The following is a 21,592-nucleotide window of genomic DNA, read 5'->3' on the forward strand; positions in this document are numbered from 1 at the left end:
AACCTCGCAGGCCGCAGGGGCCTTGATCCCTGATAACACTCAACAACCGTGGCGGGATGAGAGAGGACGAAGTCGATAATCTCGGGAGAATTGCGATGCAACTGTGCGAAGCGTTCGAGCCACCAAAACCATTGCTGGAATACCAGCAGGCGCCACTGCCCTACCCGGTCGAAGCACTCGGGGAACTGTTGGGCCCTGCGGTCGAACGACTGGCCGAGGTGATCGGCGTGCCTTGCGCCATGGCGGCGCAATCGGTGCTGGCCACTGCAGCCCTGGTGAGCCAGGGTCATGCCAACGTCCAACTCGACGGCCGAACCTATCCGCTGTCCCTCTACCTACTGACGGTGGCGTCCTCGGGTGATCGCAAAAGCGCGGTGGACCACCTGGCACTGAAGGCCGCGCGCGACTGGGAACGACAGCAGTGGACTCTGTATGCGGAAAAGCTCAAAGCCTATCGCGCCGCTACCAGCATCATGGCCAAACCCAAAACCTCAACGGAGCGTGCAGAGGCGAAAGGCGGTGAGCTGTCCGAGCCCGTACCGCCGAGACTGATCATTGCCGAGCCCACCATTGAGGCCCTGGTCAAAAGTCTGTGCAATGGCTTGCCCAGCATGGGCTTGTTCAATGATGAAGGTGGCCAGTTCTTGGGCAGCAGCACCATGAGCAAAGAGAATCTGCTCAAGGCGATCACCACCTTGTCGACACTGTGGGATGGCAGCCCGATCGACCGGGCGCGCTCCATGACAGGGGAAAGTCTGCGGGCCTATGACCGCCGCCTCAGCCTGCATCTGATGCTGCAGCCCTACCTAGCCAACCAGCTGTTCAAAGACCCGGTGATCAATGGCCAAGGCATCCTCGGCCGATGCCTGATCAGTTGGCCCGAGCGCCTGGCCGGCCAGCGACTTTACAAGGCGATCGACCTAACCCGAGATGCCAAAGTCCAGCGCTACCAACAGCGGATCACCGCCCTGCTGCAAAAGCCCTGGTCGCTTCACAAGGATGGCTCACTCAATCCTGTCACGCTGGAGCTGACTCCCCGCGCCCGTCGTACCTGGATCGATATTCACGACACCATCGAGTGCCAGTCTGGCGAGTTCGGCGAGCTGGCCGGCGTCCAGCCTGTCGCGGGCAAGGCCGCGGCGAATGTACTGCGCATCGCGGGCGTGCTGGCCATGGTTGAAGAGGCCAGTGTGTTGGACGAAGCACACATCCAGCGCGCCTCCACGTTGATGGATTACTACCTGGCCGAGATTCAGCGCCTGACCGAACAGGAGCCGGTCAATAGCCGACGCGAAGAAGCGGATCGGCTGCTGCGCTGGTTGGTGCAGAAAGGCTGGACCCACTTCACCGTCCGCGACGTCAATCGCAACGGTCCTCGTTTTGCCCGCAAGAGCGCTGACCATACCGCCTCTTTATTGGTCGCGCTGATCACTCATCGCTGGCTGAGCAGCCGCGACGGAAAAACCTTCGAGGTCCGCCATGTTTCGCCTCAATGACGCGGTGCGTCGCTACCAGGCGCAACAACAACCACAACCCGAATCGCGGCGTGTCGCCGCTGCTGTCGCCACCCTGTCGCCACGCGCCAGGCCAGAAGCGACGCGGGTTGTCGCCGCTGTCGCCACACCACCACTGGAGCCTACCCACCTAGCCCGGCTGATCGAGCAACTGCGTGAGGAAGGGGCACTGTTGCAACACCACGAGAACGCCCTCCTGATCCGCCCGACACACTGGCAGCAGGTGGACAGGCTCAGCCCCCACTGGAAAGCCCTGCTGCTCTTTCTGCAAACAAGCGAAAACGGTGAAAATAATGGCTCTGGTCGGTCGGCGTGATGGTCGCAACTTTGGCTACGGCCGCCAGCTGAGCTATGCCGGCCCACAAGCGCTAAAGGATCTATTTGCCGGCGGCCACTTCGCCACGGTCAAAGCGCATAGCGATCGCTGGCAAGCGTTCGTGCGTTGGTGTCGATCAGAGGATGGCCCCGGTTACAACGATGCGCGTCAGATCGATCGACGGACGCTGCAAGACTACGTCGCGTATCTGCGCCAGCAGATCCAGCAAGGTGAACTCTGCATCGCTACCGCGCAGAACCGCCTGAGCAGCGTCAACCGCACCCTCGCTGCGCTGCGCGGTGATCAGGACGTGAGGATCGCAAGTCCGAGCCAGGCGTTGGGACAGCAGCGCTCGGGCGTACGCACCCGCGCACCGGATGGCCAAGACCGTCAACAGGTGCAGCGAGTGCTTGAGGCGCTGGGCGAACAACAACACCAACGGGTGGCCGCGATTGTTCTGTTGACCCGGGCAACCGGCATGCGCCTGCGCGAAGCAATCCTGGCTGACCTGCCACGCTTGCACCGCGAAGCCGAACACTTAGGTCGCATCAACATCCAGGACGGTACCAAAGGCGGCCGCTCAGGGGCTTCAGCGCCGCGGTGGGTTGTGGCCAATGAAGCTGTGAAAGCGGCCCTGCAGTTGGCTCGTCGTGCGTCGCCGCCCCGCAGTCGTAACTTGCTGGCCCGAGACGAAAGCTACGCCGTGTTCCTGCAACAGACCGTGCTCCCCGCCCGCGAAACGCTACATGAACACGGGCTGAAGGGTTTTCATGAACTACGCGCGGCCTACGCCTGTGAGCGTTACGAGCTGCTCACTGGCCACGCGGCACCAGTCAACGGTGGCCACTGCTATCGCATTGACCGCGACCTTGATCAGCAGGCGCGCCAACAGATCAGCCTTGAACTCGGACATAACCGGATCGATGTAGTGTCGGCCTACCTTGGAGGGCGAGCGTGACCAAGTCCTTCGATATGGCGCTGTTCCTGAGCGGCGTACTGACTGGCTCGAAGGCCACCCAGCAACGACACCTACGGCAAGCCCGAATCATGCAAGCGGCCATTCAACAGCGATGGCAGCGAGACAATCCCTGGACCTGGCAGCGCAAGCATGTGCGGTGGTTTCTCACTCAGCACCTGAAAGACCATTCCGGCGCCACCCGGTATTACTATCGACTCACCGCTCTGCTGATCTGGAAGCGATTAGGGAACGGCCGGCAATTGCTGATGGATCGCTCGAGTCGTGGATAAACCGCCCTCCAGGCACACTTGTCCGCCGTCATTTATCTCAGCGCGGATATCCTCTTGCTGATGAACCTGCTCGAAGCACACGCGGCAACGGCAAAAAGCGGCCAAAAGAAGCCATTGCGAGTCGCCTGTTTATGTTTGTGGTGAGAGTCTTGAACTAGAAAGAGGCCTATGGAAATGTATCCGCTGAAAGTCCGAACCAATGCTGCGCCTGACGCCAGAGCCCTTAGTGCCATCCTATGAGGCTATTCGACTTCCGTAATGTCATAATCTCATTGTTCGGCGTTGTCCGAGTACGAAAGGGTTTCATTGTATTTAACTGGTAGGTTGGAAGAACATGGACATCACATACAAATTGCCACATCCGGTGAGGATCACCTGCTCTAAATATACTGAGATGCTCACGCAGGCGAGGGACCAGGTGTACGACGAGGTCTTCGCCGGGTTGGATATTGAAACTTGTTCGATAGACTACTTGACACAGACAATGATGAGGCTCCGGCCTGATATATTTTCTTTGTATCGATCCGAAAACTTAACTGATCATATGGCGGGAATCGCCCTAAGTACAACGCTTTACTCTTACAAATTCAGGCGTCAGGATGGCAACATCTTGACGACATCAAATTTTCTCGACGAAATATTGGAACAGACAGAGATTGGCGATGACGTTCCAGTAGATTACCTCCGCCCTCCGTTTAAAACTTGTTACATCGAGTTTACAGAGAGTCGAAACTCTTCACTCAAGGTATATAACGAAACTACACACGAGCACATACTAGAAGGTGTTTATATAACTGAAACTCAGATTAATCCGGGCTCAGTAGAGATGAAGCGTTATAACGACAGCCCAATGGTGGATGTGAACAAGCCGTTGAGGATTCTGGATTTGATGTTTACCGGCTCCCCACTAGGTAAAGCACATGTGGAAGATGACGCACTGCGAGTGCAAGGATTTTACATACAGGATGGGCTGCGAACAATAAAGCAGGAGCTCAGTCGAGTCGAGGAAAAGTACGGCCATGATGATGACTTTACAGGCGACATGAGATATTTATCTGAAACATTAAATCACATGGCCAAGGTTCTGTTGTTCATTAATTGCAAGCAATACCGCGACACTGCTTTCAATGAACGAAAGGAACTTAGAAAAAAAATAACCTCATTGAAAGGCCTAGGAAAAATTCGCAAGTTTGAAGATAAGCTTCGGAAGACATATGACAGAGTTGTAATTAGTCCAGTGGATAATGTGATCTATGAAGCTGATGCGGGATTTGATCACGCAAGAAATGTAAAAGAAAAACGTACACATTGGAGGAAGGGGCATTTTCGAATGCAGCCCTATGGACCTGGAGCTAGCAAGAGAAAGATTTTATTTATAGAGCCGACAGTCGTTGGCGGAGTCTTTGCGAAGAAAAAAAACTATGACGTGAAAGAGAAAACTGCGTCGCCTTGAGGTTCGTAGACGCTTCAGTGACCGTAAACAGAGAGCAATCGGGAGATGACTACCCACTGTTTGATAAGCACCATTGAACAGCGATTTCTGGCCGATTGCTGCCGTTGTTCAATGGCTGCAAAGGGTCGCTTTCTGCCTCTCGCAACGGGCAGAAATCGGCCAAAAGGGGCCACTCGAGAACATAAAGCCGCCTCATTTCTGGTTACTGGCAGTCAGGGGCGTGATGGGCGGAGCCGGATTGTGTGAACGCCCCAAGCGCCGAGCTAGCCGAGACAGGCCTGACACATCCCGCTCGACCTCTCGTAACCTCTGCCTATCTACCGGATCAAGAGATCTGTCAGCAGGTGCAGATGCTCCTCATCATCCCACGACACTGCTATCGAACCTGAGCGCGACAGTTCAATCTGAACTGGCGTTGAGTCGTACGTGTAGACGATTTTGATCTTGTCGATCGGTGCCGCGCGGCCACCCGTGATCTCCAACAACTTCGTCATCGCGTTCCCCGTCGATGCAATATCGACTCGGTAGCTGCTTTCGATATCGAAGGTCACCGCTCCCGAAACGATCCGCTTGGCCATGACTCTCGTGAAGCGCTTATCGGACTTGAGCTGCTGATAGACCGAAGAAATGTCCGGCTTCACGATCTCCAGCGCGAAATTCGTCCGGGTTGCCGCTCGGATGAGCTCCACGAAGGGCTTCAAATCCTTCGGCGGCGAACCCATGCAGACCGAATAGCGATCCGGCCCAAGCGTTTCGAACACCATGTCGAAGCTGATGAACGTCGAGTAACTCGATTCGACGGTTTCGCCCAGAGGGTTCGTGAACGACTGGGTGATATCCCGCTGCTCGTGGTACCGAAAGGTGGCCTTGCCATCCAGGATCTCAATAACCTCGACACCGACCCGGTTCTGGTCGTTGAACGGCTGCTGTCGAAGCCCATGCACAAGGGTCTGAAAGTCAACGCGAGCAGTCAGAACCCAGAGTTTCAGCCGCTTTGACTTCATGCCATCAAACTCCTTTCGATCTCATCCAAGGTCTTCTGCGCCGCCTCCTCCAAGCGGACTTTGAGCTTCTGCTCAAACACCGGCTCGGCACGCACCAGGTTCTTGGCGTATTTCCCGTTGTTGTAGTTGTAGACACCCTTGACGATGTAGGAGAAATCGCAGTACTTGGCCTGGTTACCAAACTGAGCTTCAAAGAGGACGACCTCAGATCCAAAGAGCTTCTCACGAGCTTTCCATCGGATCTTCCACAGATAGAACCCGTGGCCTTCAAGCTCAAGCAGCTGCTTCGACTCCAAGACACCCTTACCCTTCAGGGACGCCTTGTCGATGCGGATGATCTTGTGAACACTGGCTTCTGGCTGCGGCCTAGCCAGTTCGGCTTCAGGGTCGCCATCCTCCCCCTCCTCGCCCTCATCTTCTGATTCAACCTCAATCGAATCCTCAATCACCAGCGCATCATCACTGAGATCCAGGTCATCATCTTCTCGATCTTTAGGGTTGAACGTGGAGACGTCGACCACATCGACCACCTCCATGTCCTTGAGATTGCGGATCAAGTTGCGAAGGAAGTTCGTCCTGATGCCCGCATCAGGGATCGCCTCCAGAGAGATGGTTCGGGTACCGACGTCCTGTTCGGTCAGGATCTCGATCTGGGAATACAGCTGATCGGTGATGTCCTTGAACTTGTCGTTCATGGGGCCAGTGATCTTCCACCCCTTGCCCTGCTTCTCAAGGATCACCTCCGCCGTCTTCTCAACCACCTGGCGGAACTCAGCCTGACTCAGATCGAGCTTCTGGTATTTGACGGTGAGCTTGAGCTGATCACCGTGGACGGCCACCTCAGCCTGCTCGTGCTGGTCATCCACCAGCCATTCCTTGACGGAGGTGAGAGCGTCGGTCAGCTGGTCTTTAGTAACCGCTGTCGTAACGACCACGTTGGTGGTTTTCTCACGACTGTCCCGGCCACCCACCAGGAGCGACAGATTCCGATAGTCGTAGTAGTCATGGAACAGGGCACTGAATCGATTGGCCAAGAATTTTTTGTCCGATTCATTGGAGATCACGATCCCTCTGGAGAGGAAGACCTTCCTGAGCTCAGCGCTCGTCAGGCTTCGCTGCGTGAGCGCATCGTAGATCGCTTTGTCGGATGCAAAGTACAAACTACCCATTCTCATGTCAGTCTCGCTCCCATCCGATCGCTTCGGGCTTATAGTTCGGAATCGCGTGATTCACGATTTCCAGTTCGATCGCCTGCAGTTTCCGCTTGCGGTTTTCGTCTTCGCCCCACTCGGTCACATAGCTGTTGATGGCAGCATTGAAATTGCTGAGGATGCTGCTGTGATGGTGGCGATTGGCAACCCTGATTCGGATTTTCAAGTCCTTGTTGGCGTTGAGGATCTGGAACCTGGACAGCGCGTCAAAGAGGTACCTGAACTCGATCTCGGTGCTGCCATCGCGGCGATAATAGATCAGATAGCCTTCGCTATACGTTTCAGTCACGTCTTTGGCTTTCTCGCAGTACGACATCACCTCTTTGTGATGAATGATCATATACGGCGAGGCGATCAGCTCTGCGGTTGCCGCACGATCCCAGTACTCACCACTGGCCTTGTGCAAGACGAGGTCAGGGTAATAGAAGGTGTAATTTTCCTTCGGGAATTTCCCTTCTGCTCTGAGGGTGTTTACATCGAGCTGCAGCGTCTTCAGGTAATTGATCAATGAAGGTTCGACGATATGAACCTGCTGAGAATCTTTGATGTGCAGATTCTCACCTTTGTAATCCTTGAAGTGATCGTAGAAATTCTTGTCGTACTCGTCATCGTGGTTATAGACGAACAGCATCCCACGAATTTCATACTTCTCACGCTTGGCCAAATGGTAGCGAGTCTGCCATTCCGGCGAAGCACGGGCACAGTCGATGGTTTTGCCCAGGGACTTCAAGGCCTTCTTGATCGAGTCCAGAGTGATGGAGCCAACCGCATAGCTTTTCAAATCGGTATGAAGGTAGATGGCTTTGTTCAGGTAAGGGTCTGCGTACTTGAACACCACGTCAGTCGGGTGCGTGTGCTCAGACTTCTTCAAGGGCGCGTGTGTTTCCTTCTTCACACAGGCGAAGTTGAGGTTGGCAGGCCCCTCTTTCTTCCAGCGGAAGAAGTTGAAGATGTCGCTGGAAACGAGCTCCGCAAGCCTCGCAATTTTTTCGGTTTCGCCGCCTGACATGGTCGTTCCTGTCACGAAATGAATGCGCAGGAACGGTACCGGCAAGGAGATATTGGCCCTAGCCGTGGGGGTGCGTCCTGCTGTGAATATGGCCTCATGCCAGCACAAAGTACCGTAAAACATCGTGCCCGGCCACCAGCTCATGGGAGATTACCCGCGCGTCACGTGTTGCAGTGGAGCGGAGCCCTGGAAGGGGCATCCAACCCAAGTAGAACGCAAACCTTTGAACCCAGTGAAATCAAGGTTGCGGATCTGGGATTCCATTCGCTCAGCAGGCCAAGCGCCCATTTTACTTTGACAAAATGGACACGAATGAAAAGCTATAAGGACCTGATTTAAATAGCTTTTACACTATCCATCTTGCCCCAAAAATGGGGTGTGAACATACCGAACATGCCCGATGCCAGCACCATCGAGCACATCGAAGTGCTGTGCAGCCCGGCGGCCATGCTCTACGGCCGCAGCGACCCCAGCGGCATCTTCAACAAGCCGCCACAGGCGCAGCGGCGCATAGTGCTCAGCAGCCAGATCAGCAACCAGGGGCTGCGCCGCGGCACCCTGGATGCCAACGGCACGCTGGATGAGCAGGCAGCCTTTACTTAGCACCTTAACCAGATCACCGAAGGCAGCTTCCGCGATCACGTTGTTAGCGAGCGCTACAACGTCGAGTTGGTGCTGCGCTGGCAGCTCAAAAACGCCACCGTGATCAACCTGGAAGGGACTACCTGTAAACCGCCACCCGCTCCAACGCGGCCTCACCCGCTATGCCGACCAGCAGGGACGACTGTCCGCTCCTGGCCGATTTCTGCCTGTCGCAACCGGCAGCTATGGGTAGTTCACTGCCAATCATGGTTACGAAACGTGCTGGTCAGATCGAATGCAAACGGGTGGTCAACTGGAGTGCAGTATTCCAATTGGTATTCCAACCAAAAATCAAATTAGATATTAATGTTATAAATCAACAACTTACTAAACGGATTCAACTTACCCCGGCCCACCAAACGAAGCACTGAAAGGCCCGCCCAGCGCGGGTCTTTCTGCATCTGGCATTTGAGTGTTGCTGGTGCTGACCATCAGGCCTGACAAGAAGGTCGTCAGCCGAGAACTGACCCAATGACGAGGGCTGTATTCGACAGGCCAGTTCCCATCGAAACCACCGCCACCACTACACCAGCACAATGCGTTTCAGCTTGGCATTCAGTGCGGCGAACCCCGCTTCGGTGCTGGCTTTGTGGTTGGTGATGAGCAGGTCGATGCGTTCTGGTGGGCAGAAGGCGACGCGGCTCCCGACACCTATCTTGCTGTAGTCGGCCAGGATGAACACGCGTTCGGCATGGTCGACCATGGCACGCGCCACTTCGGCTTCACGGTGGTCGTAGTTGCTGGCGCCGCGCTGGGCGTCGATGCCAACCGGCGACAATAGTGCGAGGTCGGCCCGATAGCGGCCAATTTCCGCCACCGTGGTGCTGCCGACCGTTGCCGGAGCACGGTCGCCGAGCGAGCCACCCAATACGATCACCTCGTTTTGCTGGCCGCCCAATGCGACAGGTTTACGCAGTTGCAGCGCCACGTCGAACGAGTTGGTGATCACGGTGAGTCCGCCCAGCTTGGCCAACTCTTCGGCGAGGATAACCGTGGTGGTGCCCGCATCGACAAACACAGTCTGCCCGTGCGACAGCAGGCTGACCGCAGCGCGCGCGAGGTCGCGCTTGAACTTGACGTTGCTGTTCGCTCGCTCGGCGATGGGCGCTTCGTCCTCGACGCGGATGGCGCCGCCGTGTATCCGCTTCAACTCCCCCAGTGCTTCCAGAGCGACCAGATCGCGCCGCACGGTCTCGCGTGAAACATTCAGCTCCGTGACGATGCTGTCGGTGGTGACGCGCTGCAAGGTCGATAGCAGTGCGCGGATCCGCTGGTAACGCTCTTCTTGCCACATACCTGGTGTCCCGCTGTTTGAGTCGCTGTCCGAGCACGCATTGTGGAGGGGCGTCGGTCGCTGTCAAGTTTGGCGCGGCCCAATGATCATTGGGCTGACGCGGTCTGGGCGTCATATTTGTGTAATTTTGTGGTGTTATTGTTTTTTTGTGTATTTGGAGCTAGCCTCGTGGCCGGACGTGTTCTTCACCTCGTCCTTATTTCAAAACACGCTTTCGCCAACGCCTCGGTTGTAACCTCTCGTCTAGAAGTAGGAGCTATGCCATGCAGCGTCGCCAGTTTCTGAACACCCTTGTCGCCGTTTCCGTCGTAAGTCCGTTGTTGTCATCCCGCATCGCGCAAGCCGCCACGCCCCCTGCCACGCCGAGCGAGCTGGACCCGGCGCGCTGGTCACCGCTCAACGTCAATCGCCTGCAGGCAGTGATCGACCAACACGGCGTCAAGAGCGCGTCCTACCGCCCAGAACAGCGCCCGTACGCGGTGTTCGACTGGGACAACACCTGCATCATGAACGACTGTGAAGAAGCGCTACTGGTCTACCAGATCAATCATCTGCAGTACAAGCTGACACCCGATGAGTTCGCCGCCGTGTTGCGCCAGGACGTGCCGAACGGCGCGTTCATGAAGGACTACGCCACAGTGGACGGCAAACCGGTCAAGATGGAAGACATCGCCAGCGACGTGGAAGCTGACTACCGCTGGCTGCACGCTAACTACAAGGGACTTGCCGGCGACAAGAGCCTGGAGGAGATCCAGGCAAGCGAGCAGTACAAGGATTTTCTCGCCAAGCTCTACTTCATGTACGACGCGATCTGCGACAGCTACCCGGTGGATATCGGCTACAAGTGGATTCTGTACTTCTACAAGAACATGACCACGGCCGAGTTGCAGGCGATGGCCGAGGCCTCCAATAACTACGCCATCGGCGACGCGCTGCGCAAGGTCAAGTACGAGAGTTCACGTACCTTGCCGGGCAAGGCAGGGGTGGTGGCGGACACCCACTTCCATGGCATCCGCATCCATGAGGAGATCCGCGGCCTGATGCACTCGCTGCGCGCCAACGGCATTGACGTGTATATCAGCACCGCCTCGATCGACGACGTGGTGCGCGTGTTCGCCGGCCATCCCAATTACGGCTACGGCGTGCCGCCTGAGAACGTGATCGGCCTGCGCTTGGAGATGGAGGACGGCAAGTACACCAGTCGCTATCTGCCGGGTTGGCACTTCAACTACGGGCCGGGCAAGACCGTCGGCATCAATAACGTGCTGGTTAAACAAAAGGGCTACGGCCCAGTGCTGGTGGCCGGCGACAGCGACGGTGATGCCTGGATGCTGCGCGACTTCAACGACACGGCGGTGGGGGTGATCGTCAACCGCATGAAGAAGGGGGAGATCGGCGCCGACAGCCAGCAGGCCGCCGACCAGCTGGGCAAGCCGAACGCCCGCTTTATCTTGCAGGGGCGCGATGAGCAGACCGGCCTGATGATTCCGGACGAAAAATCGCTCAAGTACGGCAAAAGCGAGCGCAAGCTGCTGGCTTGATGGCAATGGCTCGCGGGTGGTCGACGGCCATCCGCGAGCTGCGCTGCAGCGACAGGACTAGGGGCTTACGGTTTAGCCACCCCAAGCACAGATGTGGACGGAGCCCATTGGGGCGCTGTCGTGGCGGCGCTCGCAGAATCCGTCATGCGATAGGCAAGCACTTCTCCCTCTACGATGATGGCGACTTCATCACCCGGCCGTGGACACAGATGGCCTGGTAAACGCGCGGTCAGCACGGTAGACAAGGCCGCATCACCGGTGAGGCTCAGACGTACGCAGGCGTCGTGGCCGTAATAGTCCACCTTCAATACCCGCCCTCTGGCCTTGGCTACACCGATGCCTGCTCCGTCATGAACGGGGACAAGCCTTATCTGCTCTGGCCGCAGCAACACTTGTACCGCCCCATCGGGCATCCCGGCCATCAGCCGCAACTGCCCCAAGGCACAGACCACATTGACGCCATCGGCGACGCCCGGCAACAGCACGGCATCGCCAACGAAGCGGGCAAGCTCAGGGCTCACCGGCATGCGGTACAACTGCTCAGGGCTCGCCACTTGTACCAGTTGGCCATCCCATAACACGGCCACCTGATGCCCCATCGACAACGCCTCGGACTGATCATGAGTGACGAGCAAAGCGGTGGCGCAACATAAGGCCACGGTCGTCCCAATAACCGTTGAAAGCCCTGCAAAACCCCACCGGCCAGTTCATGCTTTTCCAGCAGGCGTCCCTATAAGCATTCCCCTAGGAAAACACCGACCTACATGCACCTGAAGCGTTTGCTTTGCGCGACCTGCTTGCCGTGGGAATCCACCAGGCTGGCCCTGCCGGACAGGCCTTCGCTCGACGTGCTTATCTGGTAATTCTCACCCGCCTGAAAGTTGCTGTAGTCAAGCTCGCCAAGGCAGCTGTGCTCGAGCGCGCTGCCATTCGCCCCGTCAACCATCGTCATCTGCAGATGATGAGCGCCAGGCTTGACCTCGAAATAGCGACCATCACTGACCCGCTGGCCATCGATCCGATCCGCCAGCACATCGGTGTTCGATTGTTGTTGCAGACTGATCCAGGCTTCGCTCGGATCGGACTTGGGGATCGGACCCGCACACGCGGACAACAGGCAGACCAGACCAAGACTCGGAATCAGTAACAGGGGTTTAAGCGTCATTAAAGAAAACCTCGCAAGTGAAAGCAGATGTGGTCAGCAGGCGTGAGAGCATCCCACTGGCTGAGGTTCAGAGTGGCGAGATGTCCGGGGGCAGACAAATGAATCCAGGTGAAAGAATTTTCACGGGATCGGTAAAAAATTCTTCATGTCCATGAAGGCAGATTGTTAGTTTGCAAAGGCAGGACTGCCGAGGATTACAACTTAACTCGACTCATTGACGATTCCGCGCATGGCCAGGTACGCCGGGGAGACATTCAGCCGATGCAAAATTGTTCTGCCTTAGTGCCTTATTTTCGTTTCTGCGACATCCTTTTCACGAATTTCTCACAGCGTTTGGCGCAAATTGAGCTAGCCAAAGGATTGGCCCCATCGACACAGAGCCCGCCCACTTGCGGGCTTTTTGTTGTCCGTCACAAATACTCCGCCAGCATCAGGCGCGTGACTTGTCGAGCCACTCCAACGAAGTGCGCCAGATGCAGATACCCAAAAAATAGGCTGACATCGCGAGCCATAGCCCCATGACCCAACGGTCGGTGTAGGGGTGGTTGACGATCAACGATAGGCTGCACAGCAGCCAAACGGACGTGACTGCAATATTGATCGGCATGAATCGACGGACGCGAAAGGGGTGAAGAAACTTCATCCGGGTCAGCGTCAAGAGTGCCAACCCGATAATCGTGGTCAGCGTTAGCCAAGGCGTTGGGGAGATGATGTAAAGGCACAGGGCAACGACGTTCCACGCGGCGGGAAAGCCCTGAAAGTAGTTGTCCTTGCTCTTCATACTCACGTTACAGAAGCAAAAGAGTGACGAGACCAGAATGACCACTGCGCTCATCAGCAGCGTGTAGTCCGGCAGCGGGACATAGCGATAGATAAACAGGGCCGGGATAAACACATACGTCAGGTAGTCGATGACCAGATCCAGGACGGACCCGTCGAAACTCGGCAGCACGGATTGAACATTGACCTTGCGTGCCAGCGCACCGTCCAGTCCATCCACAATCAGGGCGACGCCCAGCCATAGCAGGCAGGCTTTGGGCTGATCCTCAAACAGTGCGATGATCGCCAGAAAGGCAATAACCACACCGGTAGCAGTAAAACCATGGGCGCCCCATGCTTTTAGCCTGGCGATGCGTTGAATCGATATCACGGGGAACGTTCTCCAGGAAGTGAAGCAGACCGGTTACCACCCTCTATGGGGTTACCGGCAAACCTAGCTAGGTTGCAACTATCGACCGGGTATACGCGGATAAGGTTCACCACCAAAAAATCTTTGGGTCTGCCGCTCACTCTCGGCAAGTGGGTGTTTTCACCCCGTCCCGAAATTAAAACAGGAGCCCCTGCGTTATAATCGCTCCGCTCAGGTCGAATTGATCAGAGTTTATATTGCACCTCGGCGACCCGCGCAAATCGACAGTGCCCGCCGAGCCCTCATGCTCAAGGAGATATCCATGAAGCGTTTTGTATTTGCTGGATTGTTCCTTACCGCTGCAATGTTGGCGTCCCCGGCGTTTGCGAGTGACGAAAGCAGCCTGTGCCAGATGAACCTGCAAAAAGTCAGAGACGCTCTGGTGAGCCATCCTGAAATGAATGAGCAAGTGAAGGGCGATGTCGAGACCACTGCCCATCGAGCCGAAGCCGCCCTCGCCAGGGGCAACAATGACGGTGCGAAAGAGTGCATTTCTCTCACTGAGCAGGCGATGCAAAAAATCCAGAGTAATTAAAGGCGAACGATAAGTCGTGGCGGAGGCTAACCATAGGGTTGGCTTTGTGATCAGCATCTGCATCAGTGCAGATCGCAGACTTGTCGGTTTACTGGCTTCAAACCGATGTAAAAGGGGGATATGTGCATGCAACGTGTCGCTTAAAATCGATCACTTACGGGTAACCGCTGTCATGGCAGAGCCTTCACCTTTTTACTCGCCAACACCCATTTCAGTATCAATCAGCACCACCGCTAGCGATGCAGCAAGCATGGCAAAATCTTTCGCCCCGCGACTTTTCGGCGCGTAATACCTGATGGGCCGACCCGCAGCAAAGGCTTCCGCCAGACGGATGTCGGTGCGTACGCCAGCCAGCACACGGTGCGGCCCAAACTGACGCGTCATATCGCCGGTCACTGCGCGGTGCTGACGGATGTGCTCGGCGGCCATAGTGGGCAAAAAGCCCAGAAGTTTCAGTTTCCGGTTCGGCCCCGACATCAGTTTGAACAGCACACGCACGAGTTGACGTACGCCTTCGAAGGACAGGGGATGCGGCACATAGGGCACGAGCACTCGGTCGGCCGCCATCAGGCCATTGATAAGCAGTGTGTCCAACGAGGGCGGGGTATCTATGATGATAATGTCAAAGTTATCGCTCACGCCTTCCATGGCGAGCGCAACGCTAAGCCGGTCGTCGTTGCGTGCGCCACTGCCATGATCGAAAAGAGTATCGGCCGGCGCAAGCCAGAGATTTTCGAGCACAGTCGGCTGAATGGCTTGGCTTAGACTCGCATTCGGGTCGGTGAAAATTCGATGCACGTTTCTATCGGATGGCTTGATCCCCAATCCGAAAGCACAATGCCCTTGGGAGTCCAGATCGATGAGCAGGACACGCCGTCCGAGCGCAGCAAACTCGGAGGCGAGATTGACCGCCACCGTGGTCTTGCCGGCACCGCCCTTACGGTTAGCAATAGCGAGAGTAACTGCCTTGCGCACGCGCATCAAAACAGCTCGATCGCTGGCAGGCCCTGATCGCTGATGGCCTTGCCGCCAACTACAGAGTGATGGGTGACGTCTTGGCTCGCCATCACGTAGTGATTGCGATGATTGGCCAGCCTGTCTTTAAAGGTGACCTCGATCATGCCATCCCAGGTTGGGTCGATCAGCTTGCTCGTCAGCCCCTGCAGGTGTTCGTTCATTTCGAGCAGTGCGCTTTGCACTTGCTCCAGTCTTTGTCGCATCACGTCCTGGAATTGGATGTGCCCTAGCACCTGCGACAACCTCTCTACCATCTCATGATGTCCAGATTCCACGCCGTGCATAACCCCCATAAGCAACTGACTACTACTGCTGAACTCCTGTTGCATGGAGGCCAGGTCGTCGATAAGCTGGCGTAGGTCGCTGGTAGAGCGCTGGTGTTCTGGAGACGAATCGGCCATTTCCACTGCAACTTTTTCAGCCGCAGCGTTAATCTTGATTGCGATGTGGGCGGCAATGGCAGCGGTCTCATCGGACATTTTCCGCACTTCTGTAGCCACCACGGCGAAACCCCGTCCGGACTCGCCAGCGTGTGCTGCCTCGATCGCTGCGTTCAACGCCAAGAGATTGGTATGTTTGGCAATGGTGGCGATCACCCCCACCAACGGCTTTAGCGCGACGATCTCGACCGCCAGACTTTGACTGCGGTCGAAGTTATCCTGAAGCTCATTCACCCGACTTTGCAACTGCGCCTCAAGCACGGCGATGATCTCGGCCTGCCGCTCAGTCGCATTGCTCAAGGCTATGCCGCTGTTGATGGACTGGTTGATGCGCTCCATCTGCTGGCTGGACTGAGCATGCATAGCGCCGACCTGCCCAATCACTGCCATTACCCCTTGCTCGACGTCTTCCTGCACCCCACTAATCTGCTGACACATGTTGTCAACATAGGGCGTGGCGTCCTTTACATCGCTTTGCACCACGTGCAAAACCTCATCATTTCGCGGGACGATGATCTCGGCATTCTTAAGGCTGGGGCGACCCAACGCCCTTCTTGCGACAACGGTGATGAGTTGGGACAGCATAATGACGAACAGCAGCACCACGGCGATCAACGACCGGTAGGGACTGACTTCCGGCCCGGTGATAAAAGGCAAGATCAGCCAGAATAAGCCGGAACTCAGAAATGGGATCAGCAACATGGCAACAACCACCTGTCTATATCGCTTTTTTTCGCGTTGTACTTTTCTTTATCGGTAAATGTCTTAAGACAGAACATCATGGTTTTCTCTGTTAGCAGGGATTTACGTGCCAATTTGCACTCAGCAAACAGGCTTAACTGCCCGGCAGCACTTGCTTGATAACCTTGACGAGGTCGGGACCAGAGACGGGTTTCACCAGCCAACCAGTGGCGCCCAATTTTTTGCCTTCATCGCGCTTGGCTGCATTGCTTTCCGTGGTGAGCGTCAAAATCGGCGTGAAGCGAAAACCTGGAAGAACCCTGACGTTCTTGATCAGTTCCATCCCGCCCATGTTGGGCATGTTGATGTCAGTGATGATTAGGTCGGGCTTCACTCCCCCCTTCAGCTTATTGAGTGCCTGCACACCATCGCCAGCGGTTTCCACCTTGAAGCCGTTCATCTCAAGGGTGGCTTTGACACTCATCAGCATGGTGACCGAGTCGTCGACGAGAAATATGATTTTTGCCATGAGGGTTCTCCTTTAATCTAATTTCAAAACAGTTTCGAGCCACGCACGCAGACTCGTGTCGTTCGGCCAGACGGCGATGCGGCTTTTGGCAGCAATCAGTACTTGCAGGTTGGCGGGATGCAGATGAGTGCAGAGGCCAAGATCCACCTTGGCGGCGGCGGCCTTTTTCAGCAGCCATTCGAGCAAACCTTCCGCTTCATCGACACTTGCTATGTCACGGAACAGGGCCAGGTTTTTTTTGTATTCAATGGGCACTAAACGATCTCCTTTACATTGAGCACCATGAGCACTGAGCCGTCCCCCATGAGGGCCGACCCCGAATAGGCGGTTAGGCCTGAAAGCATGCCGCTCAAGGGTTTCTGAATAACGTCTACGGTTTCGTGAAAGTCATCCACTATCAGCCCCACCACCTCGCCGCCAACTCTAGCCACCAGCACGGCCATTTCATCGTAGGCATTGGCTTGGGGTGCCGCGGGAAGCCCGAGTAAAACGTTGAGGGCTTTCAGCGGAACGATGCTCCCTCGCAACACAACGGTCTTGCTGTGTTTGATGGTGCGGATGGCACTGCAGGGTATGCGCACGGTTTCCACTACATGGTCCATGGGCACGCCAAAAATCTGCTTGTCGGATTCGACGATAATGACCTGGGTCACTGCCATGGAAAGCGGCAGCGATATGCGAATGCGGGTACCCCTACCCACTTCACTTTCCAGCTGGATGGTGCCGTTGACCTTCTCCACGGCGGTGCGCACCACGTCCATGCCCACCCCTCGACCGGAGAGATCGGACACGACGTCGGCAGTGGAAAAGCCTGCGGCAAAAACCAGGTTGACCGCATCCCGGTCGCTGATGTGTTCTAGAGTGGCTTCGTCGATGACACCCTTTTCATAAGCTTTTCGCTTGATGACAGCGGGAGCGATACCTTTGCCGTCGTCGATGATTTCGATCAGCACCTGATCGCCTTCCTGCAGGGCGCGAATCGTGAGCTTGCCCGAAGCAGGCTTACCCGCTGCTCGCCGCTCAGCTGGAGTTTCAAAACCGTGATCGAGACTGTTCCGGACAATGTGGATGAGTGGATCAGAAAGAGACTCGATGATGTTCTTGTCTGCTTCCGTGTCCTCGCCTTCGAGCACCAGTTGTACTTCTTTGCCGAGTTTGCGCGAAAGGTCACGCACCAGACGTGGAAAGCGCTGAAACACGAAAGAGACCGGCATCATGCGTACCTGCATGATGGCATCCTGCATCTCCTCGGCAATACGGTTGATTACCGCGTACTGCGCTTTGATCTCTCGAGCAAGTTCGCGCACGCCGTACTGCTCTTCCGCCCGCAAGGCAAGGTAGGGCAACGCATTCTTGGACACCACCATTTCGCCGATCAGGTTCATCAAGTGGTCGATCTTGGCCTGGTCAACCTTGAGGCTCGTGGGACTGGCGATGGTGTCTTCGGGACGGCGACCGAATTTCCCCCCTTCGTCCATCGTTTCGAGGCGGCCTACGGATGAGGGCGCAACGGACGCAGCAGTATTGGCAACGGCCACATCGCCAGGCGAGCCTTTGGCTGGCGGCTGCAAAACATCGCAAGCGTCCAGCCATGCCAGCAACGAGGCACTGCTGCCCGTGACCAAGGCTTGCTGCACAGCGGTTTCGATCTCGCGTTGTGCAGTCGAATCACCGATGGCCTTGCAGCAATTTACCAACACCCCCGCAGCAGCCTTGAGACGTCCCGGTAGCCAGGCAGGATGATCGTCGAGCATCAGAATCTGACGCTGGGCGCCGAAGATGGCTTGAAGTGCAGTCGCATCATTTTCAGGCTGCAACTTTAGGGAAGGCGTCGACTGTAGAGACTTGTTAACACACGCATCCGTCGGCGCGGGGACGGTGACCACTGACAATGCCATCGCGGCGGCCCAATCCGGGGGCGTCAAGGTCCGCAGCGACTCGATGAGACTGTGCAGGGTCGAGTGATTTTTCGGCGCGCTGTTTAACAGAACAAGTAGCCAGCGTAAGGCCGACGAACACCATAAGTCCGGGTTACGCAGGTCCAGCATGATTTCTGCTGCCTGCTTGAGCGCCGTGAGATCGCGTGTCTCCAGATGACGCTGTGCGTCGACGACGAAATCCTCATAGTCCTGCACGCTGCTGGAGTCGCCTTGGGGAATGACAACAAACCACGGCTCCACCGCAGTGATGCACACTTGATCAGGAACGTAGCGGTAGTGCTCGGCCAACTCCTCGCGGGGGGCTGTAGTCAGTAACTGGAACTCCAGCACACAGCGGTAGGCATCGAGTTCGTCCAGCTGCGGCCAAGGTTCGCGGGGCACAATCCGGCCCCACAAGATATCGGGCGTCTGACGGGCAGAGAAAAAAGGATCATCGCCCTGAAAAAAACATTCTTCTACAGGTGTGTAAGCGACCCAGTGTATGGAGTCACCGCCCATCGCACGCTGATAGGCATCCAAGCGAACGGCTTCCGGGATCTCAGCAAGCGGCAACTGAGCCTGCACCATGGACGAAGAAACACCAGCAGTCGGTTGGCTATCCTTCGCGGGGCCCGCAGTATCGGCCACTGAATGGCGCGCGATCAGCGCGCGCAAGGCCTCGGCCAAACGTGCTGAATCGACGGCGCGAGATGCATCGATGCAGTTGGTCGACTCTATCTCATCGCACAGGAGCCCGACGAAATCCATGGCATCCAGCAGTTGGTCTGCGCACGCTTGTGAATAGGCGACCTCGCCATTTCTCACGGCATCCATCAGGTCTTCGCCGGCATGGAGCACGCGGGTCATTTCGGGAAAATCAAACAGGCCGCTGTTACCCTTCAACGTATGCACAAAACGAAACAGCTCGATCATCAGATCAGCGTTACTCGGCTCGTGCTCCAACTGCATCAGCTTTTCGCCGATGCTTTGCAGAAAATCGCGTGCTTCAGCAAGAAATTGTTCGAGCAAGGGGTTCATAAGCACACCTCACCGAGCAGCAACCGGACATACGTCAAGAGCTGCACGGGCTTGACGGGCTTGACGAGGTAGCTATTAGCCCCCGCCCGATAGGCTGTTGATTGATCATGGGCTGCCGTTTCGGTGGACACCATAATGGCCGGCGCCTGGGGGATATCTTCCCCACGCAACTGACGCAGGAAACCGTAGCCATCAAGCTTCGGCATATTGATATCCACCACGTAAAGATCGAAGGGCTCTGGCAACGCTTTTTCAAGCGCCTCAATGCCGTTCATAGCCTCTTCGACGACATAACCTGCGGACTCAAGGATATTCCGGTGATACATACGTACCGTGGCGGCGTCATCAATAATCAGGATGCGTTTCATCGTGCCTCCAGGGATTTTTGATAAACAATGGCTTCAGGGAATTTGCGCACCTGGTACAGCGAGGAGATACGGCTCATGGATTCCGAATGACCCAGGCAGATGTAGCCCCCGGAATTGAGGGCGTCATAGAAAGTTTCGGCCGCTGCCTTGCGCGACACATCATCGAAATAGATCAGCAAGTTGCGGCAGAAGATCACATCGAAATTGCGGTATGGCCTTGTATCGGCGAGTACCGCGAGATTCACCCGGGTGAAATCCACTGCCTGCCTCAGGTCTTCGCATATCTGGTACTCGTCACCCACTCGGGTGAAATATTTCGCCAGCCACGGCGCAGGCACATGCTGTACAGAACGAGCGGAGTAGCGCCCGACAGACGCCTTATGCAGGATGCCGGTGTCGATGTCGGAAGAAATGATCTCTACATCCCACTTTCTGATGCCTGCCCAGCGCTCCAGCAGGTACATCGCAACGGTGTAAGGCTCTTCGCCCGAGGACGAAGGGATGCACCAGATACGGATAGGACTGTGATCGGTCTTGCGCTTTATGACATCCGGCAGAATGGAGTCGACCAGGCACTTAAACTGGTATTCCTCGCGCAAGAAATAGGTTTCATTGACCGTCATCAGATTGGTGAGATGCTGCAATTCTTCGCCCGAAGCCTGGAAACGCAACATGCTGAAATAGCCACGAAAGTTGTCGTTATCGGTGGCCTGAATGCGCTCCACCAATCTTTTGTCCACAAAGTAACGCTTGCTCGAGTCGAAGCTGATACCCGTCTTGCGGTAAAAAAACTCCCGGAATTTCTGGAAGTCGTCGTCATTGATGGCGATTCTTGTCATGGCCGTATCAGTCTTCATGGATACGGCTCAACGCCAGGTCAGCAACGAACTGGATGTAGGGCTCATCGGCGAATCGGGCCTTGAACCGCACGAGGGGCTCCAGCGCTGCATCGGTGCCGACCTCGCTGAGCAAATCCAGCGCCGCGCCGCAGACATTGACGTGCGGCTCTGTTTCAATCACTTCGATTAGCCAGGATTCGACGTCCGGGTGGCGCAACGATTCGAGGATATTAACGGCGAAGATACGCACGTCCGGGTCGCTGTCGGCCAGGAGTCCGCGAATGATCGGCGCGACTTCGTCGGGCAATTGCTTCATCGCCTCTATACCCTCGTTGCGCAAGGCCGCATCCTCACTGCGCAGGCAATCGACCAGCCCCGCGACAGCCGTTGAATCGCCGAGACGGGTTAGCGTGGTAAGGATCACTTCCCGCACGGACAAATCCCCCTCCCGCTGTAGGCGATTGACCAGCGCGGCAGCGACGTCCTGAAAGTTGACAAGATCTCGAGCGGCCCAGCGGCGGGCCGCAGGATCATCACTTTCCAGGCTGGCCAGTAGATCCGGGCACTCCCGCGCCTGTTTACGACCTTCCTGTATGACAAATTCGGTATTGTTCTTTTTGATGAAGGCCATATCACTTTC

General features: G+C 56.2%; 22 protein-coding genes and 1 pseudogene. 8 read left to right on the top strand and 15 right to left on the bottom strand.

Annotated elements, in window-relative coordinates; all coding sequences use genetic code 11:
* The first annotated feature begins 95 nt into the window (after window positions 1-95).
* The 5 genes from AC1ME2_RS09355 to AC1ME2_RS09375 all read left to right on the top strand — a co-directional run bounded on the left by AC1ME2_RS09355 (window position 96) and on the right by AC1ME2_RS09375 (window position 4,531).
* Window positions 96-1,496: a YfjI family protein gene (locus AC1ME2_RS09355; RefSeq protein ID WP_480440635.1), complete on the top strand. Its 1,401-nt coding sequence runs from the start codon at window positions 96-98 to the stop codon at window positions 1,494-1,496.
* Entirely contained in the window at window positions 1,480-1,830 is a 351-nt protein-coding gene (locus AC1ME2_RS09360; protein ID WP_480440636.1) for a hypothetical protein, read from the top strand. Before AC1ME2_RS09355 ends, AC1ME2_RS09360 begins: the two co-directional genes overlap by 17 nt.
* A complete protein-coding gene (locus tag AC1ME2_RS09365; protein WP_480440638.1) occupies window positions 1,808-2,788 on the top strand; it encodes an integrase domain-containing protein in 981 nt (326 codons plus the stop codon). The genes AC1ME2_RS09360 and AC1ME2_RS09365 overlap by 23 nt, the downstream gene beginning before the upstream one ends.
* Window positions 2,785-3,078: a hypothetical protein gene (locus tag AC1ME2_RS09370; protein ID WP_480440639.1), complete on the top strand. Its 294-nt coding sequence runs from the start codon at window positions 2,785-2,787 to the stop codon at window positions 3,076-3,078. The genes AC1ME2_RS09365 and AC1ME2_RS09370 overlap by 4 nt, the downstream gene beginning before the upstream one ends.
* A 334-nt stretch (window positions 3,079-3,412) precedes the next feature.
* Window positions 3,413-4,531: an AcrVA2 family anti-CRISPR protein gene (locus AC1ME2_RS09375; protein WP_480440641.1), complete on the top strand. Its 1,119-nt coding sequence runs from the start codon at window positions 3,413-3,415 to the stop codon at window positions 4,529-4,531.
* 317 nt (window positions 4,532-4,848) lie between these two features.
* Here the strand turns inward: AC1ME2_RS09375 and AC1ME2_RS09380 are convergent, their stop codons facing one another.
* From AC1ME2_RS09380 to AC1ME2_RS09390, 3 genes are read right to left on the bottom strand one after another with little or no spacing between them, the layout of a single operon-like run.
* Window positions 4,849-5,535: a hypothetical protein gene (locus AC1ME2_RS09380; RefSeq protein WP_458737129.1), complete on the bottom strand. Its 687-nt coding sequence runs from the start codon at window positions 5,533-5,535 to the stop codon at window positions 4,849-4,851.
* Window positions 5,532-6,710 carry a hypothetical protein gene (locus AC1ME2_RS09385; RefSeq protein WP_480440643.1) on the bottom strand — a complete coding sequence of 393 codons (1,179 nt, stop codon included), beginning with the start codon at window positions 6,708-6,710 and terminating at the stop codon, window positions 5,532-5,534. The genes AC1ME2_RS09380 and AC1ME2_RS09385 overlap by 4 nt, the downstream gene beginning before the upstream one ends.
* A 1-nt stretch (window position 6,711) precedes the next feature.
* Window positions 6,712-7,899: a PD-(D/E)XK nuclease domain-containing protein gene (locus AC1ME2_RS09390; protein ID WP_458737131.1), complete on the bottom strand. Its 1,188-nt coding sequence runs from the start codon at window positions 7,897-7,899 to the stop codon at window positions 6,712-6,714.
* A 243-nt stretch (window positions 7,900-8,142) separates the two neighbouring features.
* Here AC1ME2_RS09390 and AC1ME2_RS09395 point away from each other — a divergent pair.
* Window positions 8,143-8,542: pseudogene (locus tag AC1ME2_RS09395) on the top strand (TonB-dependent siderophore receptor); the annotation flags it as partial.
* Between the two features lie 378 nt (window positions 8,543-8,920).
* Here the strand turns inward: AC1ME2_RS09395 and AC1ME2_RS09400 are convergent.
* Complete coding sequence (locus tag AC1ME2_RS09400; protein ID WP_480440644.1) at window positions 8,921-9,691, bottom strand: DeoR/GlpR family DNA-binding transcription regulator; 771 nt, start codon at window positions 9,689-9,691, stop codon at window positions 8,921-8,923.
* 263 nt (window positions 9,692-9,954) lie between these two features.
* On the opposite strand from AC1ME2_RS09400, the gene AC1ME2_RS09405 reads away from it, so the two are divergent.
* Window positions 9,955-11,232 carry a haloacid dehalogenase-like hydrolase gene (locus AC1ME2_RS09405; RefSeq protein ID WP_480440646.1) on the top strand — a complete coding sequence of 426 codons (1,278 nt, stop codon included), beginning with the start codon at window positions 9,955-9,957 and terminating at the stop codon, window positions 11,230-11,232.
* A 65-nt stretch (window positions 11,233-11,297) separates the two neighbouring features.
* Here the strand turns inward: AC1ME2_RS09405 and AC1ME2_RS09410 are convergent, their stop codons facing one another.
* From AC1ME2_RS09410 to pcsA, 3 genes are all read right to left on the bottom strand, one after another.
* Window positions 11,298-11,831 carry a TOBE domain-containing protein gene (locus AC1ME2_RS09410; protein WP_480440647.1) on the bottom strand — a complete coding sequence of 178 codons (534 nt, stop codon included), beginning with the start codon at window positions 11,829-11,831 and terminating at the stop codon, window positions 11,298-11,300.
* Between the two features lie 161 nt (window positions 11,832-11,992).
* Window positions 11,993-12,397: a PA0061/PA0062 family lipoprotein gene (locus AC1ME2_RS09415; protein WP_480440649.1), complete on the bottom strand. Its 405-nt coding sequence runs from the start codon at window positions 12,395-12,397 to the stop codon at window positions 11,993-11,995.
* Window positions 12,398-12,827: 430 nt separating this feature from the next.
* Window positions 12,828-13,547: a phosphatidylcholine synthase gene (gene pcsA / locus AC1ME2_RS09420; RefSeq protein ID WP_480440650.1), complete on the bottom strand. Its 720-nt coding sequence runs from the start codon at window positions 13,545-13,547 to the stop codon at window positions 12,828-12,830.
* Window positions 13,548-13,848: 301 nt separating this feature from the next.
* Here pcsA and AC1ME2_RS09425 point away from each other — a divergent pair, with 301 nt between their 5' ends.
* Window positions 13,849-14,121 carry a hypothetical protein gene (locus AC1ME2_RS09425; protein ID WP_480440652.1) on the top strand — a complete coding sequence of 91 codons (273 nt, stop codon included), beginning with the start codon at window positions 13,849-13,851 and terminating at the stop codon, window positions 14,119-14,121.
* Between the two features lie 192 nt (window positions 14,122-14,313).
* Here the strand turns inward: AC1ME2_RS09425 and AC1ME2_RS09430 are convergent, their stop codons facing one another.
* From AC1ME2_RS09430 to AC1ME2_RS09465, 8 genes are all read right to left on the bottom strand, one after another.
* Complete coding sequence (locus tag AC1ME2_RS09430; protein WP_480440653.1) at window positions 14,314-15,102, bottom strand: ParA family protein; 789 nt, start codon at window positions 15,100-15,102, stop codon at window positions 14,314-14,316.
* Window positions 15,102-16,280 (bottom strand): methyl-accepting chemotaxis protein, encoded by a 1,179-nt coding sequence (locus AC1ME2_RS09435; protein WP_480440655.1) that lies wholly within the window; start codon window positions 16,278-16,280, stop codon window positions 15,102-15,104. Before AC1ME2_RS09435 ends, AC1ME2_RS09430 begins: the two co-directional genes overlap by 1 nt.
* Window positions 16,281-16,413: 133 nt before the next feature.
* Window positions 16,414-16,788 carry a response regulator gene (locus AC1ME2_RS09440; RefSeq protein WP_480440657.1) on the bottom strand — a complete coding sequence of 125 codons (375 nt, stop codon included), beginning with the start codon at window positions 16,786-16,788 and terminating at the stop codon, window positions 16,414-16,416.
* Between the two features lie 12 nt (window positions 16,789-16,800).
* Complete coding sequence (locus AC1ME2_RS09445) at window positions 16,801-17,043, bottom strand: hypothetical protein (protein WP_480440659.1); 243 nt, start codon at window positions 17,041-17,043, stop codon at window positions 16,801-16,803.
* Window positions 17,043-19,745 (bottom strand): chemotaxis protein CheA, encoded by a 2,703-nt coding sequence (locus tag AC1ME2_RS09450; protein WP_480440660.1) that lies wholly within the window; start codon window positions 19,743-19,745, stop codon window positions 17,043-17,045. The genes AC1ME2_RS09445 and AC1ME2_RS09450 overlap by 1 nt, the downstream gene beginning before the upstream one ends.
* Window positions 19,742-20,113: a response regulator gene (locus AC1ME2_RS09455; protein ID WP_480440661.1), complete on the bottom strand. Its 372-nt coding sequence runs from the start codon at window positions 20,111-20,113 to the stop codon at window positions 19,742-19,744. Before AC1ME2_RS09455 ends, AC1ME2_RS09450 begins: the two co-directional genes overlap by 4 nt.
* The gene (locus tag AC1ME2_RS09460) at window positions 20,110-20,970 is read right to left on the bottom strand and encodes a CheR family methyltransferase (RefSeq protein ID WP_480440663.1); all 861 of its coding nucleotides are present in this window, start codon (window positions 20,968-20,970) and stop codon (window positions 20,110-20,112) included. The genes AC1ME2_RS09455 and AC1ME2_RS09460 overlap by 4 nt, the downstream gene beginning before the upstream one ends.
* Window positions 20,960-21,583, bottom strand: coding sequence for a HEAT repeat domain-containing protein (locus AC1ME2_RS09465; protein ID WP_480440664.1), 624 nt, complete (start codon window positions 21,581-21,583; stop codon window positions 20,960-20,962). Before AC1ME2_RS09465 ends, AC1ME2_RS09460 begins: the two co-directional genes overlap by 11 nt.
* Window positions 21,584-21,592 lie beyond the last annotated feature (9 nt).

The organism is Pseudomonas sp. ASL9 (assembly GCF_056680335.1).